Source organism: Pseudomonas koreensis (genome assembly GCF_024169245.1).
Lineage (GTDB): Bacteria > Pseudomonadota > Gammaproteobacteria > Pseudomonadales > Pseudomonadaceae > Aquipseudomonas > Aquipseudomonas koreensis_F.
Genome location: NZ_JALJWP010000001.1, coordinates 1,067,950 through 1,083,829 on the forward strand (window position 1 = coordinate 1,067,950; position 15,880 = coordinate 1,083,829).

Annotated in this window: 9 protein-coding genes; 5 read left to right on the plus strand and 4 right to left on the minus strand. The window is 56.1% G+C overall.

Translation table 11 applies throughout. From position 1 onward, the window contains the following. Positions 1 to 101: 101 nt before the first annotated feature. Together J2Y90_RS05030 and J2Y90_RS05035 are read right to left on the minus strand one after the other, a co-directional pair. The gene (locus J2Y90_RS05030; protein WP_253497133.1) at positions 102 to 2,078 is read right to left on the minus strand and encodes a methyl-accepting chemotaxis protein; all 1,977 of its coding nucleotides are present in this window, start codon (positions 2,076 to 2,078) and stop codon (positions 102 to 104) included. A 186-nt stretch (positions 2,079 to 2,264) separates the two neighbouring features. Continuing rightward, positions 2,265 to 3,185, minus strand: coding sequence for a LysR substrate-binding domain-containing protein (locus J2Y90_RS05035; RefSeq protein WP_253497136.1), 921 nt, complete (start codon positions 3,183 to 3,185; stop codon positions 2,265 to 2,267). Positions 3,186 to 3,345: 160 nt separating this feature from the next. On the opposite strand from J2Y90_RS05035, the gene J2Y90_RS05040 reads away from it, so the two are divergent. Beyond that, on the plus strand, positions 3,346 to 4,740 hold the full coding sequence (locus J2Y90_RS05040; RefSeq protein ID WP_253497139.1) for a NorM family multidrug efflux MATE transporter: 1,395 nt from the start codon (positions 3,346 to 3,348) through the stop codon (positions 4,738 to 4,740). Positions 4,741 to 4,848: 108 nt separating this feature from the next. On the opposite strand, the gene J2Y90_RS05045 is transcribed toward J2Y90_RS05040, so the two are convergent. Next, a complete protein-coding gene (locus J2Y90_RS05045) occupies positions 4,849 to 6,522 on the minus strand; it encodes a putative bifunctional diguanylate cyclase/phosphodiesterase (RefSeq protein WP_253497142.1) in 1,674 nt (557 codons plus the stop codon). 272 nt (positions 6,523 to 6,794) lie between these two features. Between J2Y90_RS05045 and rep the strand changes: the two genes are divergently transcribed. Continuing rightward, on the plus strand, positions 6,795 to 8,804 hold the full coding sequence (gene rep, locus J2Y90_RS05050; RefSeq protein WP_016772574.1) for a DNA helicase Rep: 2,010 nt from the start codon (positions 6,795 to 6,797) through the stop codon (positions 8,802 to 8,804). Between the two features lie 57 nt (positions 8,805 to 8,861). Further along, positions 8,862 to 9,434 (plus strand): xanthine phosphoribosyltransferase, encoded by a 573-nt coding sequence (locus tag J2Y90_RS05055; protein ID WP_253497145.1) that lies wholly within the window; start codon positions 8,862 to 8,864, stop codon positions 9,432 to 9,434. Between the two features lie 126 nt (positions 9,435 to 9,560). On the opposite strand, the gene J2Y90_RS05060 is transcribed toward J2Y90_RS05055, so the two are convergent. Continuing rightward, a complete protein-coding gene (locus J2Y90_RS05060) occupies positions 9,561 to 11,483 on the minus strand; it encodes an acetyl-CoA hydrolase/transferase C-terminal domain-containing protein (protein WP_253497148.1) in 1,923 nt (640 codons plus the stop codon). A gap of 591 nt (positions 11,484 to 12,074) precedes the next feature. Here J2Y90_RS05060 and lanM point away from each other — a divergent pair. Together lanM and J2Y90_RS05070 are read left to right on the plus strand one after the other, a co-directional pair. Next, positions 12,075 to 15,005: a type 2 lanthipeptide synthetase LanM gene (gene lanM, locus J2Y90_RS05065; protein WP_253497151.1), complete on the plus strand. Its 2,931-nt coding sequence runs from the start codon at positions 12,075 to 12,077 to the stop codon at positions 15,003 to 15,005. Beyond that, on the plus strand, positions 15,002 to 15,880 hold the full coding sequence (locus J2Y90_RS05070; RefSeq protein WP_253497154.1) for an ABC transporter transmembrane domain-containing protein: 879 nt from the start codon (positions 15,002 to 15,004) through the stop codon (positions 15,878 to 15,880). Before lanM ends, J2Y90_RS05070 begins: the two co-directional genes overlap by 4 nt.

Here is a 15,880-nt window from a genome sequence, read left to right on the forward strand (position 1 = left end):
CAGGCTCGCTCCCACAGGGACATCGGGCCTTCACAATATTTGTGAATTACGCCGACTACTGTGGGAGCGAGCCTGCTCGCGATAGCTGTTTCAAAGGTGCATCAACGGAAGCGATCAACCTCGGAACGCAGATCCGCCGCCAGCTTCTCCAGCTCTTTCGCGGTAACAGCCAGGTTAGAAACCACTTCACGCTGCTCGCTGTTGGCCAGGGCAATGCTCTGCAGGTTACTGCTGAGCAACGTCGCGGTACTGCTCTGCTCCTGAGTTGCTGTGGTGATCGCGGCAAACTGCTGGCCTGCCGAGCGGCTCTGTTCGTCGATCCGCGCCAGTGCCGAGGCGACGTTGGCATTACGCGACAGACCTTCTTGCATCAGCACGTTACCCTGCTCCATGGTGCTGATCGCATTGCCGGTTTCCTGCTGGATGCTGTGGATCATGCTGGAGATTTCGTCAGTGGCCTGACGGGTACGCGAGGCGAGGCTGCGCACTTCGTCCGCCACCACGGCAAAACCGCGGCCCTGCTCACCGGCACGGGCGGCTTCGATCGCAGCGTTGAGCGCCAACAGGTTGGTCTGCTCGGCGATCGAAGTGATCACGCCAACAATGCCGCCGATTTCTTGGGAGCGCTGGCCGAGGGTGTTGATCACCGTGGCGGTGCTGTTCAGCGCGCCAGCGATCTGCTCCAGCGACGACGACGCTTCTTCCATCGAGCTGCGGCCGATCTGCGTTTGCTGGGCGTTTTCCTGCGCCAGACGCTGCGTCGCGCCCATGTTGTCGGCAATGTTCAGCGACGTCGCGCTGAACTCTTCCACGGCGCCGGCCATGCTGGTGATTTCGCCCGACTGCTGCTCCATGCCTTCGTAAGCACCACCGGACAAACCGGACAGCGCCTGCGCGCGACTGTTGACCTCTTCCGAGGCACGACGGATATGCTCGACCATGGTCGACAGGGCCTGGCTCATCTGGTTGAAGGCGCGGGAAAGCTGACCGATTTCGTCGTGGCTCGATACGTTCAGACGCACGCTCAGATCACCGGCACCCAAGGCCTCGGCCTGGCGCACCAGATCGCCCAGTGGCGCAAGCTTGCTGCGCAGCAGCCAGACCACGGAACCGACCGCGAGCAACATCGCCAGCAGGCTGCCGATCGCCAGTTGCGTACCGACGCTCCAGGTCACCGCGCGGATCTCGGCTTTCGGCATGCTCGCTACCACCGACCACGGGCCACCTTCGAACGGTACGGCGATGCTGTAGAAGTCTTCGCCCTTGTCGCTCCAGAACTCGCCCTTGCCCGGGGTTTTCACCAGGTTGTTGATGGTCGGGGCGGCTTGATCCAGGTTTTCCACGCCGGCAATCGGCACCAGCCATTTGTTCTGCTCGTCGAGCAGGGCCAGCGAGCCGGTCTTGCCGATGCGGAAGCGCTTGAGATTGGCGAACTGCGCGTTTTGCGCGTCGGTGTAGTCGAAGCCGACGTACAGCACGGCGATGATCTTGCCGCCCGCGTCGCGTACCGGGGTGTATTGCGACATGTAGTAGCGCTCGAACAGCAGCGAGCGGCCGACATAACTCTGCCCCGCCATCAACTTCGCGTAGGCCGGGTTGGCATGATCGAGCACGGTGCCGATGGCACGGGTGCCGTCCTGCTTGCTGACGTTGGTGCTGACGCGAATGAAGTCTTCGCCGCTGCGCACGAATACCGTGGCCACGCCGGCGGTCATCTGCTTGAACTCGTCAACTTCCTTGAAGTTGTTGTTCAGCACCTCGTTGCCCAGATGCAGGCCCGGGGTCTGCACGCCGGCCACGGCCACTGGCTGATCCGGGTGCACACTCAAGCCGCCCCCGAAGCGTTTTTCAAACAGCCCGCTCAGGCGCAGGGTGCTTTCGCGCAGCGTACCGTGGAAGGTACTCAGTTGATCGGCCAGCAGCCGGGCCTCACTGGCCAGATGCTCTTCACGGGTGGCGAGGTTGGCGGAATCCAGCGAACGCAAGGCGAACACCGTACTGCCGCTGATAACTATCGCCAGTATTACAGCGAGGGCGAGGCCCAACTGCGAGGCGATCCGAGCACGAGGTTGAGACATGAACAGCTCCTGGCCGAGCCACCGAATCCTCCTTGATCGCGGTAATTGCCCGGAAAATATTCTAATAATGGGGTAGCGCGAAACCGGCACGACGGTTCCACATGCTCCTAGTCGGCGGTAAAACCGAATACTTGAGCGCGTTGCGTGGGTATGGCGCAGTAGTGGCATTGTGCCGGCTCGAACGTTTCAGCTCAAGCGCGCAACCGCCGGGAGTTGCATGGCGCGGACTTCGCTTTGCAGAAAGTCGCTCAAACGGCGCAAACGTTCACCTCCCGGACGGGTTTTTGGCCACACCAGGTAATAATTCAGGCCACTGGCGACCGCCGTCGGCCACGGCAGACTCAAGCGTCCTTGCGCGACATCTTCGGCAACCATCAACAAATCGCCCATTGACACACCGTAGCCGCGCGCCGCCGCGATCATGCCCAGTTCCAGGGTGTCGAACACCTGCCCGCCCTTGAGCGAGATCTGATCGGACAAACCCATGCGCTCCAGCCAACTGCGCCAGTCGCGGCGATCCGGAGTCGGGTGCAGCAGTTCAGCGGCGGCGAGACGCGCCACGGTCCAGGGTTGATCATTAAGAAGGTTCGGCGCGCCGACCGGAATCAATTCCTCGGGAAACAGCAGGCTCGCTTCCCAGTCCGGTGGGAAATGCCCGTCGCTGAGCAACACCGCGCAATCGAATGGTTCGTTGTTGAAGTCCACCGAATCGATGTCCATCCACGCACTGGTCAGTTGCACCTCATTGCCCGGTTGCAAATGGCGGAAGCGGCTCAAGCGCGCCAGCAGCCAACGCATTGTCAGGGTCGATGGCGCCTTCATGCGCAGGATGTCGTCCTCGGCGCGCAAGGTGTTGCAGGCTCGCTCAAGGGCGGCGAAGCCTTCGCGGATACCGGGCAACAGCAGCCGTGCCGATTCGGTCAGTTGCAGATTGCGGCCGCTGCGGTGAAACAGTCGGCAGGCGAAATGTTCTTCAAGGGTGCGCATGTGCCGACTGACCGCGCTCTGGGTAATCGACAGTTCTTCCGCCGCGCGAGTGAACGAGCTGTGTCGCGCTGCCGCTTCGAATGCGCGCAGGGCATACAACGGCGGCAGGCGTCGGGACATACAAAAAGCTCCAGTAGCGGGGGTAGGGCCAAATCGGCGGGCACGTTTCAGCATGAGTATTAATCATGCCACCCATCCTTTTTATCCCTTTGTGCAACGCCTGCCAAGCGCCGAGAATCGACGCTCTTCTGTTCCCTCTGATATTTGGGTGGTGATGACCATGCGGCATCCTGTGCGTACCGAACTCTGGGCCATTCTGCGGCTGGCGGGGCCGCTGATTGCTTCGCAGTTGGCGCACATGCTGATGGTGCTGACCGACACCCTGATGATGGCGCGCTTGAGTCCCGAAGCGCTGGCCGGTGGTGGCCTCGGTGCGGCGAGTTACTCGTTCGTGTCGATTTTCTGCATCGGCGTAATCGCCGCGGTCGGCACACTGGTGGCGATCCGTCAGGGCGCCGGCGACATCCTTGGTGCCGCGCGCCTGACTCAGGCCGGGCTGTGGCTGGCCTGGTTGATGGCGCTCGGCGCCGGGCTGCTGTTGTGGAATCTCAAACCCGTGTTGCTGCTGTTCGGCCAGACCGAAACCAACGTCAACGCCGCCGGGCAATTCCTCATCGCCCTGCCCTTCGCTCTGCCCGGTTATCTGAGCTTCATGGCCCTGCGCGGCTTCACCAGTGCCATTGGCCGGGCGACGCCAGTGATGGTGATCAGCCTCGCCGGCACCGTGGCCAACTTCCTCCTCAACTACGCGCTGATCACCGGCATGTTCGGTCTGCCGCACCTGGGGCTGACCGGCATCGGTCTGGTCACGGCGATCGTCGCCAATTGCATGGCACTGGCGTTGGCCTGGCACATTCGCCGGCATCCGGCGTATGACGCTTATCCGCTGCGCACTGGCCTGTCGCGGCCGAATCGGCAATACCTGAAGGAACTCTGGCGCCTGGGCCTGCCGATTGGCGGCACCTATGCGGTGGAAGTCGGCCTGTTCGCTTTCGCTGCGCTGTGCATGGGCACCATGGGCAGTACGCAAATGGGCGCGCATCAGATCGCCCTGCAGATCGTTTCGGTGGCGTTCATGGTCCCGGCCGGGATGTCCTACGCCATCACCATGCGCGTCGGCCAACACTACGGCGCCGGGCAACTGGTCGATGCACGGATGTCCGGGCGGGTCGGCATCGCTTTCGGCGCGGTGGTGATGCTCGGCTTTGCCCTGGTGTTCTGGCTGTGGCCGAACCAATTGGTCGGCCTGTTCCTCGACCATAACGACCCGGCATTTGCCGAGGTGATCCGTCTGGCGGTGAGCCTATTGGCGGTCGCGGCGTGGTTCGAGCTGTTCGACGGAACCCAGACAATTGCCATGGGCTGCATTCGTGGGCTCAAGGATGCCAAGACCACATTTCTCGTGGGGCTCGCTTGCTATTGGCTGATTGGCGCACCGGCGGCGTGGTGGATGGCGTTCCACCTCAATTGGGGGCCGACCGGCGTCTGGTGGGGTCTGGCGCTGGGGTTGGCGTGCGCGGCGGTGAGCCTGACACTGGCATTCGAATGGAAGATGCAGCGGATGATTCGGCGCGAGCCGCAAGCTGAAGGTTTCAACATCCCCCAGGCCGAATGAGGTCCTCTGTAGGAGTGAGCCTGCTCGCGATAGCGGTATATCAGTCAATGCAAATGTTGACTGTTGAAAAGCTATCGCGAGCAGGCTCACTCCTACAGGGGATGGTGATCAACCGACGATTTCCAGCGCCGGCTGCTGGCTCGATCCCGACGTCAGATACTCCACCAGCTCCTCCAACGGCAACGGCCGGCTGATCAGATAGCCCTGCACCTGATCGCAACCAAACCCGCGCAACAAATCCAGCTGCTCCGGCGTCTCGACCCCTTCGGCAACCACTTCCAGGTGCAGGTTGTGCGCGAGGTTGATCATCGCGTGCACCAGTTTGCGGTTCTCTTCACGCTGTTCCATGCCGCCGACAAAACTCTTGTCAATCTTCAACAAGGTGATCGGCAGGCTGTTGAGGTGCACGAACGAGGAGAAACCGGTGCCGAAATCGTCCAGCGAGAAGCGCACGCCAAGGCGGCCGAGGGCGTCCATGGTCTGCTTGACCAGATCGCTGCGCCGCATCACCGCGGTTTCGGTCAGTTCGAATTCCAGCCACTGCGCCTCGACGCCACGCTCGGCAATCAGACGACTGAGCGTCGGCAGCAACTGACTGTCCTGAAACTGCCGGAACGACAGGTTGATCGCCATGTGCAGCGCCGGCAGACCTTGCTCGCGCAAAGCCTGCATGTCGCGCAAGGCGCGGGAAATCACCCAGTAACCCAATGGCACGATCAGACCGCTTTGTTCGGCCAGCGGCACGAACTCACTCGGCGGCAATAGACCCCGCTCACCATGACGCCAGCGCACCAGGGCTTCGAGGCCGACAATCTGGCCGTCTTCGAGGTTCAGGCGTGGCTGGTAATGCAGTTCCAGCTCATCGCGGCGCAAGGCCCGGCGCAGCTCGCTTTCAAGGTCGGCCATGCTCCGCGCGTTGCGGTTGATGCGTTCGTTGAAGATATGGAAGGTGCAGCCCTGCGTACTCTTGGCCTGCTGCATGGCGATGTGCGCATGCCACATCAAGGGATCCGCACCGCCGTTGGCGCGGGCGTGAGCGATGCCGAGGCTGGAGCCGATCAGCAGGCTTTCGCCGTCGACCCAATAAGGCTCGGCCAAAGCTTCGGTGATGCGTTCGGCCATCCACTCGGCGCGTTGCGGCGCGCGGCGGGTGTCGATCAGCAGAGCGAATTCATCACTGCCCAGCCGCGCCAGTTGGTCGCCCGCCTCCAGCTGACTTTTCAGCCGCGCGACGACCTGCAGGATCAGGCGGTCGCCGGCCTGATGGCCGAGGGCATCGTTGGCATGGCGAAAATTGTCGAGGTCGAGATGGCCAAGGGCGAGGCCGCGACCGTCGCCTTCGGCAAGACGTGCGGTGAGCAGGGTCTGGAAACCCTGGCGATTGGCGATGCCGGTCAGCGGATCCTGTTCGGCGAGGCGCTGCAGAGTGTTTTCCAGCACGCCGCGCTCGCGGACATGGCGCAGGCAACGCTGAAGCATGCCAGCGTCGAGGGCGTCGAATACCAGCCAGTCGCTGACACCGACCGGCGCAGTGGCCGGTTCATGCTCCAGCAGCAGAACGGTCGGCAGGCTGCAACGCCCCGGCGCCGGTTGCAACGCTGGCAAGGTCAGCAGCACCGCGTGGCGGTTGTCCTCGAACAGGCGGCTGACCGAATCCCAGTTCGGCGCGCTGATCAGCACCGCCGCGCTCCCCATCGGAGCCAGACACTCACGCAACAACGCTGTCCACGCTGGCTCTTCGGCCAGTAGCAGCAAACGCAAGGGTTCGACAGGCGTAGACAAGCTGACTCCCTAGACTCTGCAATGATGTAGGCGGGGCATTATGCCGTTGTGCTGAACAATGACCAATGCGTTGGCCGATGACAACGGTAGTGGAAGGTTATTTTGTGTCACGAATGAGAACATTAGCCGCAAAATCCCCGCGTATCCTGCGTGAAAGTAACAAAAGCGGCAAATTTGAATCGCGTGTTGCGTCACAAGTCGGACAGAGCAGCACAAATCGCTGAGCCTGTTAAAATGCCGGCCCATTTCGTCAACGACTCCCGAATTTTCGTATGTCCCGACTCAATCCCCGGCAGCAAGAAGCCGTGAACTATGTCGGCGGCCCTCTATTGGTGCTCGCCGGTGCTGGCTCCGGCAAGACCAGCGTGATCACCCGCAAGATCGCGCACCTGATCCAGAACTGCGGCATCCGCGCCCAGTACATCGTCGCCATGACCTTTACCAACAAGGCCGCGCGCGAGATGAAAGAGCGGGTCGGCACCCTGTTGCGTGCCGGCGAAGGTCGCGGCCTGACCGTCTGCACCTTCCACAACCTGGGCCTGAACATCATCCGCAAGGAGCATGCGCGGCTGGGCTACAAACCCGGTTTCTCGATCTTCGACGAGACCGACGTCAAAGCCCTGATGACCGACATCATGCAGAAGGAATACGCAGGCGACGACGGCGTCGACGAGATCAAGAACATGATCGGCGCCTGGAAAAACGACCTGATCCTGCCTGCCCAGGCCCTGGAAAACGCGCGCAATCCCAAGGAACAGACCGCCGCCATTGTCTACACCCACTATCAGCGCACGCTCAAGGCGTTCAACGCGGTGGACTTCGACGATCTGATCCTGCTGCCGGTGAAACTCTTCGAAGAGCACGCCGACATTCTCGAAAAGTGGCAGAACAAGGTGCGCTACCTGCTCGTCGACGAATACCAGGACACCAACGCCAGCCAGTACCTGCTGGTGAAAATGCTCATCGGCAAGCGCAACCAGTTCACCGTGGTCGGCGACGATGACCAGTCGATCTATGCCTGGCGTGGCGCGCGCCCGGAAAACCTGATGCTGCTCAAGGACGACTACCCGTCCCTGAAAGTGGTCATGCTCGAGCAGAACTACCGCTCCACCAGCCGCATCCTGCGCTGCGCCAACGTGCTGATCTCGAACAACCCGCACGAATTCGAAAAACAGCTGTGGAGCGAGATGGGCCACGGCGACGAGATCCGCGTGATCCGTTGCCGCAACGAGGACGCCGAAGCCGAGCGCGTGGCCATGGAAATCCTCAGCCTGCACTTGCGAACCGATCGCCCGTACAGCGATTTCGCGATTCTCTATCGCGGTAACTATCAGGCCAAATTGATTGAATTGAAGCTGCAGCACCATCAGGTGCCGTATCGCCTGAGCGGCGGCAACAGCTTCTTCGGCCGTCAGGAAGTGAAGGACCTGATGGCCTACTTCCGCCTGATCGTAAATCCGGATGACGACAACGCCTTCCTGCGCGTGATCAACGTTCCGCGTCGCGAGATCGGCTCGACCACCCTGGAAAAACTCGGCAACTACGCCACCGAGCGCAAGATCTCGATGTACGCCGCCACCGACGAAATCGGTCTGGGCGAACATCTGGACAGCCGCTTCACCGATCGCCTGGCGCGCTTCAAGCGCTTCATGGACAAGGTCCGTGAGCAGTGCGCCGGCGAAGATCCGATTTCGGCATTGCGCAGCATGGTCATGGATATCGATTACGAGAACTGGCTGCGCACCAACAGCTCCAGCGACAAGGCTGCGGACTACCGCATGGGCAACGTCTGGTTCCTGATCGAGGCGTTGAAAAACACTCTGGAGAAGGACGAAGACGGCGAAATGACCGTCGAGGACGCCATCGGCAAACTGGTGCTGCGCGACATGCTCGAGCGCCAGCAGGAAGAAGAGGACGGTGCCGAAGGTGTGCAGATGATGACGCTGCACGCATCCAAAGGGCTGGAATTTCCCTACGTGTTCATCATGGGCATGGAAGAGGAAATCCTCCCGCACCGCTCCAGTATCGAAGCCGACACCATCGAAGAAGAACGTCGCCTGGCCTATGTAGGCATCACCCGTGCCCGCCAGACCCTGGCGTTCACCTTTGCCGCCAAGCGCAAGCAGTACGGCGAAATCATCGACTGCGCGCCGAGCCGCTTCCTCGATGAACTGCCGCCGGACGATCTGGCCTGGGAAGGCAACGACGACACCCCGACTGAAGTCAAAGCCGTGCGCGGAAATAGCGCATTGGCCGATATACGCGCGATGTTAAAGCGCTAGAATCGACTACTTTTTAATCTACCTTCGGCGCCCATCGCGCCAACAGAGGAAGCTGTTGTGGAAGCACTGCACAAAAAAATCCGCGAAGAAGGCATCGTGCTTTCCGATCAGGTCCTGAAAGTCGACGCCTTTCTGAACCACCAGATCGACCCCGCCCTGATGAAGCTGATCGGTGACGAATTCGCCGCGCTGTTCAAGGACTCGGGGATCACCAAGATCGTTACCATCGAAGCTTCGGGCATCGCCCCAGCGATCATGACCGGTCTGAACCTCGGCGTGCCGGTGATCTTCGCCCGCAAACAACAGTCGCTGACCCTGACTGAAAACCTGCTCTCGGCGACCGTGTACTCGTTCACCAAAAAGACCGAAAGCACCGTGGCCATCTCCCCGCGCCACCTGACCAGCAGCGACCGCGTGCTGATCATCGACGACTTCCTCGCCAACGGTAAGGCCTCGCAAGCGCTGATCTCGATCATCAAACAGGCCGGCGCCACCGTTGCCGGTCTGGGCATCGTCATCGAGAAGTCGTTCCAGGGCGGTCGCGCCGAACTGGACTCGCAGGGCTACCGCGTCGAGTCGCTGGCCCGGGTGAAATCGCTGAAGGATGGCGTCGTAACCTTCATCGATTAAGGCCACACCACCGCTCCTCTGTAGGAGCTGTCGAGTGAAACGAGGCTGCGATCTTTTGATCTTGATCTTGAGACAGATCAAAAGATCGCAGCGTGCCGCAGCTCCTACAGGTTTTGCGGTGGGCAGTTATTGCGTGGTGGCTTTCAGGCCGGTGAGCAGCAGGCGTTGGAAAAGGTCTTCTTTGAGGCCTTCCGGATTGGTGAGCTGCATGCGCTCCAGGTGTTCCGGAAATTGCGACGCCTCCGGCGCATCCAGCGCTGCCTTGCCCAATTCCAGAATCTCGCTCAGCTTGAACTTGCTCTTCAGCCAGTTCAGCGCGCGCAGCAGATCCCGTTCGATCGCGGTGAAATCACAACCCAACGGATACTCCGGAAACAGGTTCGGGTGCCGCGCGGCAATCGCCTGCAAGCGTTGCGGTGTGTTGTCGGCAAACCGTGGATCGATGCGGAAATCCTTCGGCAGCTTGCCGACGTTCTGCGCCTGTTCGATGAGCCCTGGCTGAAAACGTGAGTCGCTGATGTTGAGCAGCGCTTCGATTACCGCTGCGTCGGATTTACCCCGCAGGTCGGCTATGCCGTATTCGGTGACGACGATGTCGCGCAGATGCCGCGGAATCGTGCAGTGGCCGTATTCCCAGACGATGTTGGAACTGACCTCGCCGGCGGACTCGCGCCAGCTGCGCAGAATCAGAATCGACCGCGCATTGTGCAACGCGTGTCCCTGCGCCACGAAGTTGTACTGCCCGCCGACCCCGCTGAGCACCCGCCCGTCTTCCAATTGATCCGCGACACCCGCACCCAGCAACGTCATGTTGAACACAGTGTTGATGAAGCGTGCATCAAGGCGCTGCAGACGTTTGAGTTCTTCCTGCCCATACAGCTCGTTGATGTAGCTGATGCGGGTCATGTTGAATTCAAGCAACCTGCTTTGCGGCAACTCGCGCAGCCGTTCATAAAAACTTCGCGGACCAAGAAAGAAACCGCCGTGCACGCAGATACCGTCAGGCTGTGCAGCTTCATCGAGGGTGCCGGCATTGGCCTGCTCCTGGGTCGGCACATCCGGATAGACCTTGCGCCGGATGATCCCGGCATCCGCCAAAACCAGCAGCCCGTTGACGAACATCTCGCTGCAACCGTAGAGGCCTTTGGCAAATGGCGCGGTGCCGCCCTCGCGCTGGATCAATTGCGCCCATTGGCTGAGGTTGATGTCATCGAGCAACGCCTGATACCCGGCGTTATCGGCTTGACGGGCAAGGAGCGCAGCAGTCAACGCATCACCCATCGAACCAATACCAATTTGCAGCGTGCCGCCATCGCGCACCAGCGTACTGGCGTGCAAGCCAATGAAATGATCCTGGAAGCCCACCGGCATATTCGGCGTGGAAAACAGCGTGCTGCTGTCCTTCTCGTCGATCAGCAGATCGAAGGTGTCGATGTCGACTTCCGCATCGCCGGGCATGTACGGCAAATCCGTATGCACCTGGCCGACCAGCACGATGGTCTCCCCCGCCTCGCGGCGCTTGGCGATCATCGGCAACAGGTCGAGGGTGATGTCCGGGTTGCAACTCAGGCTCAGCCGATCGGGATGATCGCTGTTGCTGGCCAGCAACTGCGCCACCAGATTCAGGCCCGCTGCGTTGATGTCGCGGGCGGCATGGCTGTAATTGCTGCTGACGTAATCCTGCTGCGCAGGCGCGCTGTTGAGCAGACTGCCGGGTTGCATGAAGAACTGTTGGATACGGATATTGGCGGGCAGGCTGTCGCGCTGCAGATCGGCGAGGAAATCGAACTCCGGATAATCACCGAACACCCGCTCGACGAAGGGCTCGATAAAGCGCTTCTGCAAGCCATCGCCCAGATTCGGCCGACCGAGGCACAGCGCGGTGTAGATCGTCAGCTGCCGCTCGGGCAGGTCCTTGATGCGCCGGTACAGCGCGTTGACGAAGTGATTCGGCTTGCCCAGCCCCAGCGGCAGGCCCATGTGGATGTGCGCCGGCAAGCGCACCAGTACGTCGTCCACCGCCTGTTCGATCGAACACAACTGCACCATCTGAAGCCTCCCGCCCGTTCCGTTGATAGGGGTAGACCGAGATTGCCGGGGAATTACTTCCGAGGGAAGGCGATTAAAAAGAAAAAACCGCTAATTTCTCGATAGGCCGAAGCTGAGGCCAGGTTGCGAATACCTACAAAAAATATTTAGCAATAACAATGAATTGTCCGCGCTCTATGAATCGCCTCACAAACTTCTCGGTATTTTTCCTACATCGACCCGAATTTAATCACGCACTACTACAGGACGCGTCTGAATTGAAGTTATTTCCGTCCTCGTTAGGATTCATAACGTAACACGTCAAAAACTTATGCCATCAAGGCAAACACTAATTTACGTCAAGGCTCAACTATGGAAATCGACTTCTTAGCACTCCGTCGTGCCCGAGCACGCGTTTTAAACTCAACGGCACCCATCTCAACTCTGGCAATTCAAGCGTTCAGTAACTTGAGCGCTGCAAGCAGCGGTTCGCGACCGTGTACCAGCTGCTGTTCACAGTGTTGGCAAGGATGCTGCTACGCGACCTACATGTAAATAAAATTTGGGCGGCACTCGAACCGAGTGGCGCCCTGACTTGTTAAGGATAAAACATTGAAAAATCCTAAAGATTTTTTAAGTGGAACAACGCCATTTAAACGCGGCTACACTACTGACTGCCCGGTCTGGCCCTACCTGTCTTATTACATCTTCCATATCGAAGAACAATTTCCAAAATCGTGTGATAACGACGAAGCATTGAAATCAACTGTTATCAATGGCTTTGTAACCAACCTTGCAGCCAGACTTACTAACGCCGCCAACAATGTCTTAGTAACGGAAAAAATAATATTTGAAAAGACCACCTGCAGCAAAATGGAGACTTCCGCATATTTCAAATTGATAAGTGAAAACAAAAACTACCTCCTCGACATCATTAGCGCCTACCCCGAACTGGATCGAGTCCTGACCAAACTGTCAAAAAATTTTATTGAATTCACGGCACAGTTAATCCTCGCACTTATCGAAGACAGACAAGATATCAACGAAAAATTTAATATACCGACCGGTTCCAAACTTTCCTCCGTTGAGGTTTCTTCCAGCGAAACTCACAATGGATCTAGAACCGTTTGCATACTTTCTTTTGATTCTATCAAGATAGTTTATAAACCGAGAAATTTGGAACTTGAAGCTGAAGCATCTGATTTACTGCTGCATTTGAGCCATGCTGCTGGAGATGGTTACGAAAACTGGAAATTGCCAAGGTATCTTGTAAAAAAAGAACACGGTTGGTCAGAGCATACACCTCAAACGCAGGCAGAAAGCGAAGCCGAAGTTTCTTCTTATTTTAAAAGAGCTGGATTTCTTTTAGGTTACTGCACCACCTTTATGGCCGCCGATATTACCTCTGACAATTTGATTGCACACGGCCCAAGCCCTATTCCAATCGATCTCGAAACTATTTTCTACAGCACTCTTAATATTGAAACCTTTCCAAAAGAAGTACGCTGGAATGTCACCCAAACAAGCATACTTCCAAATTGGACTTGGAAAGGCACAGACGGTATAGGTGTAGACCTGAGCGCATTAGGTGGACTATCGGAGCAATATGTCAGCTTAAATCTGTATCAACATTTGGAAGACGAGAGTGGACAGAGCCAGTTTGGCATGGACGGAGTGAAAATATTTCCGAACCAAAACGTTTTGCATATCAATGGAAAAGCGGCACAGCCGTGGGACTACGAAAAAGAAATCATTGAAGGCTTGAACAAATTATTTTCCCTTGTGAATAGTAATCAGGCTTCAATCATCGAAATTATTGACTCTCTCAGAGGAAGAAGAAATAGGTATATCCCGAGGCCGACTGCCACATATCATTACGCTATCCAATGCTCCTTGCATGCGACCTTGATGCGGTGCACTAAAAAACGTACGGCCTTTTTGGAGAACATTCTTAATAATGACACCGCCCCTGCCATAGGTTTTCTCAACGCCGAGATCGCCGCATGCCTGGATTTAGACGTACCTTTTGCTCAGGGACTAACTGGGGGCCTTGAATTCTATGAATCAAGATACGACGGCTCTGGGCACCTAGATAGCAATGATTATATAAATGGAATAGATAACAGCGTCCAATATGTCAAAACACTAAACAGAAATAGAATCGCATTTGAAGAAAACTTGACTGCGAATACTCTATTAGCAATGAGAAATATGTATGAGCATGGTAATAAGCTGACGGAATACAAATTCAAACAAAACGACGACCTGAACGACCCTCGGTATTCAAATATAGACGAGATCATTGACAAACTCAGGTTATCATCAGAGATCAATGCGAAGTTGATCAATGAGATGTTAGCCACCGAAATTTCCAGTAATGGGCTTTGGCTAGGATTTCATTCCTCACCTGGCGGTTACATGGAATTCTCCGAGTTGGGGGACGATTTCTACTACGGATTGTCTGGTATTCTCTACGGCTGCGTAGTCGCTGCCAGCCGCAGCAGCGCTGTAGATAAAGCCTTGGTAGGCGAGCTGCTAAATGCTTGCTACAGCAGAATAGCCCAAAAACTTTCGAATAAAGGCACGCATCTAGGTGGATTTCACTTTGGCTTATCATCTGCAATTGTACCGCTACTGATAAGCTTAGACTATTTTGATGACAAAAGAGGAAGTGAACTACTACAACTCTACAAGAGATATGTTGAAGAGGTACTCAGTGAGCCATGGTGGCAAAAATACTTTTGGGGGTCAGACTTTCTATCAGGCATGTTCGGAACTCTAAACGTACTGACACATATATTCACCCTAACGGAAGACGAACAATTTTCTGATTTAGCGAAATCCTTATATGGCAAATTAGAGCCAGAACTCACGCTTATAGACGGACGTACGCTAGCAACATTCGATAATGCAGTTACTACGAGAAGCGATGCTTTATTAAGCGGCTTGTCTCATGGAATTATGGGGTGCGCATATTCACTATTTTATTTTAACGATCTGATTGCAAAAAAAGATTCAGTCAATAAGATATTCCTAGGATTTCTATCTTGGGAGCTCGAACAATACGATGAAACTATCGAAAATTGGCATGACTATAGAAAACGTTCAGCATCAAGTGCGGGCGAGTTTTCATGGAGTCATGGCTTACCAGGAAACTACTTGGCAATAGATTATTTCGCCAAAAATGGGGTGCCGCTGGCAACGGAGTTCTTGGAGAAACATCCATCCAAAACTGTATTTTCTTACTGTGATCTAGAAAAAAGAAAGCGACCTATTAACGATTCTTTATGTCACGGCGCTTTTGGAATTCTAAATATCATTAAAAAGCTTTCACCAGAATCGCTCAATGACCCAAAAATATTTCTATGGTCCAACATCATCAATCTCAGCGAACAGAGCAGTCGTGAACTTAGAACAAAGACTGCTGATCCTTTAGGTTTGTGGATCGGACGAGTGGGATCGTTAATCGGAGCAATTGGGCTAATCGAGCATGAGTATGAATTTCCATTCCTCCCCCACCAGATGGAATTCTTAAATTCATGAAAAATAATCTAATATTATGCTGCTTTGGTGTAGGCATTGCGGCTCTAACAAGCGCATCACCCTATTTGATTGGCAACTCCATCAATCTTTATTTGGGAGGCGACAGCTTGTATTTATACACGCTCGCAGGTGCTGCGTTCTTTCTTATCGCCACTCCCCCATTCAAGCTGGCAGCCAACATCCATCTACAAAAAACCGCCTCCAAAACCAGATTTATTCTGAAGAAGGCAATTCTGAATCATCTACTTGGCGGAAGCTTCGGGCATACTCAAAAACCAGGCGAGTGGATCGAACTGATTGATGGCGACGTTGATGGCTCGATGTATTTGTATCACTCGCTATATTTTGATATTTCGCTGAACTGCAGCATCATTATCGTTGCGCTTTTCATAACCGCCTTCTACTACCCGCTTTTGGCGCTCGCGCCACTTAGCGGCCTCCTCTATGCTTTAGTTGCACATCTTGCTACTCGAAGAGCCAGTAGATCGCTATATGATGAGTACGTACAGCATAACACCGTAACCATCGGTGCTATCTGTGAGCATTTATATAATGCAAAACCATATACAAACAGGGCCAAGCTAGATATAAAAAATATCGAACGCCTCGCTTTTCGCTCAAGCCTGAAAGCATCGACTTTCGAATCAATATCAAGCTCATGTTATCCAGTGGCGATAGTGGTTCTATTATTAGTGTCGGCCCATCTGCTAAGCGCCGGAAATTCTAATATAGGTGCCATTTTTGCCTCAGCCATCTATCTTGAGCGCGTGCTGAGCCCTGCGACATCGCTGATATCCATCTACTACTCAAGCAGAGAGGCATCTTACAGACGTAGTCGGATTCGCGGCTATGGACTACAGCACGAGGGGCATTGA

Excerpts from the sequence above, each read along its gene's own strand:
- J2Y90_RS05030 (WP_253497133.1), bottom strand. The coding sequence starts at position 2,078 with ATGTCTCAACCTCGTGCTCGGATCGCCTCGCAGTTGGGCCTCGCCCTC.
- J2Y90_RS05035 (WP_253497136.1), bottom strand. The coding sequence starts at position 3,185 with ATGTCCCGACGCCTGCCGCCGTTGTATGCCCTGCGCGCATTCGAAGCG.
- J2Y90_RS05040 (WP_253497139.1), top strand. The coding sequence starts at position 3,346 with ATGCGGCATCCTGTGCGTACCGAACTCTGGGCCATTCTGCGGCTGGCG.
- rep (WP_016772574.1), top strand. The coding sequence starts at position 6,795 with ATGTCCCGACTCAATCCCCGGCAGCAAGAAGCCGTGAACTATGTCGGC.
- J2Y90_RS05060 (WP_253497148.1), bottom strand. The coding sequence starts at position 11,483 with ATGGTGCAGTTGTGTTCGATCGAACAGGCGGTGGACGACGTACTGGTG.
- J2Y90_RS05070 (WP_253497154.1), top strand. The coding sequence starts at position 15,002 with ATGAAAAATAATCTAATATTATGCTGCTTTGGTGTAGGCATTGCGGCT.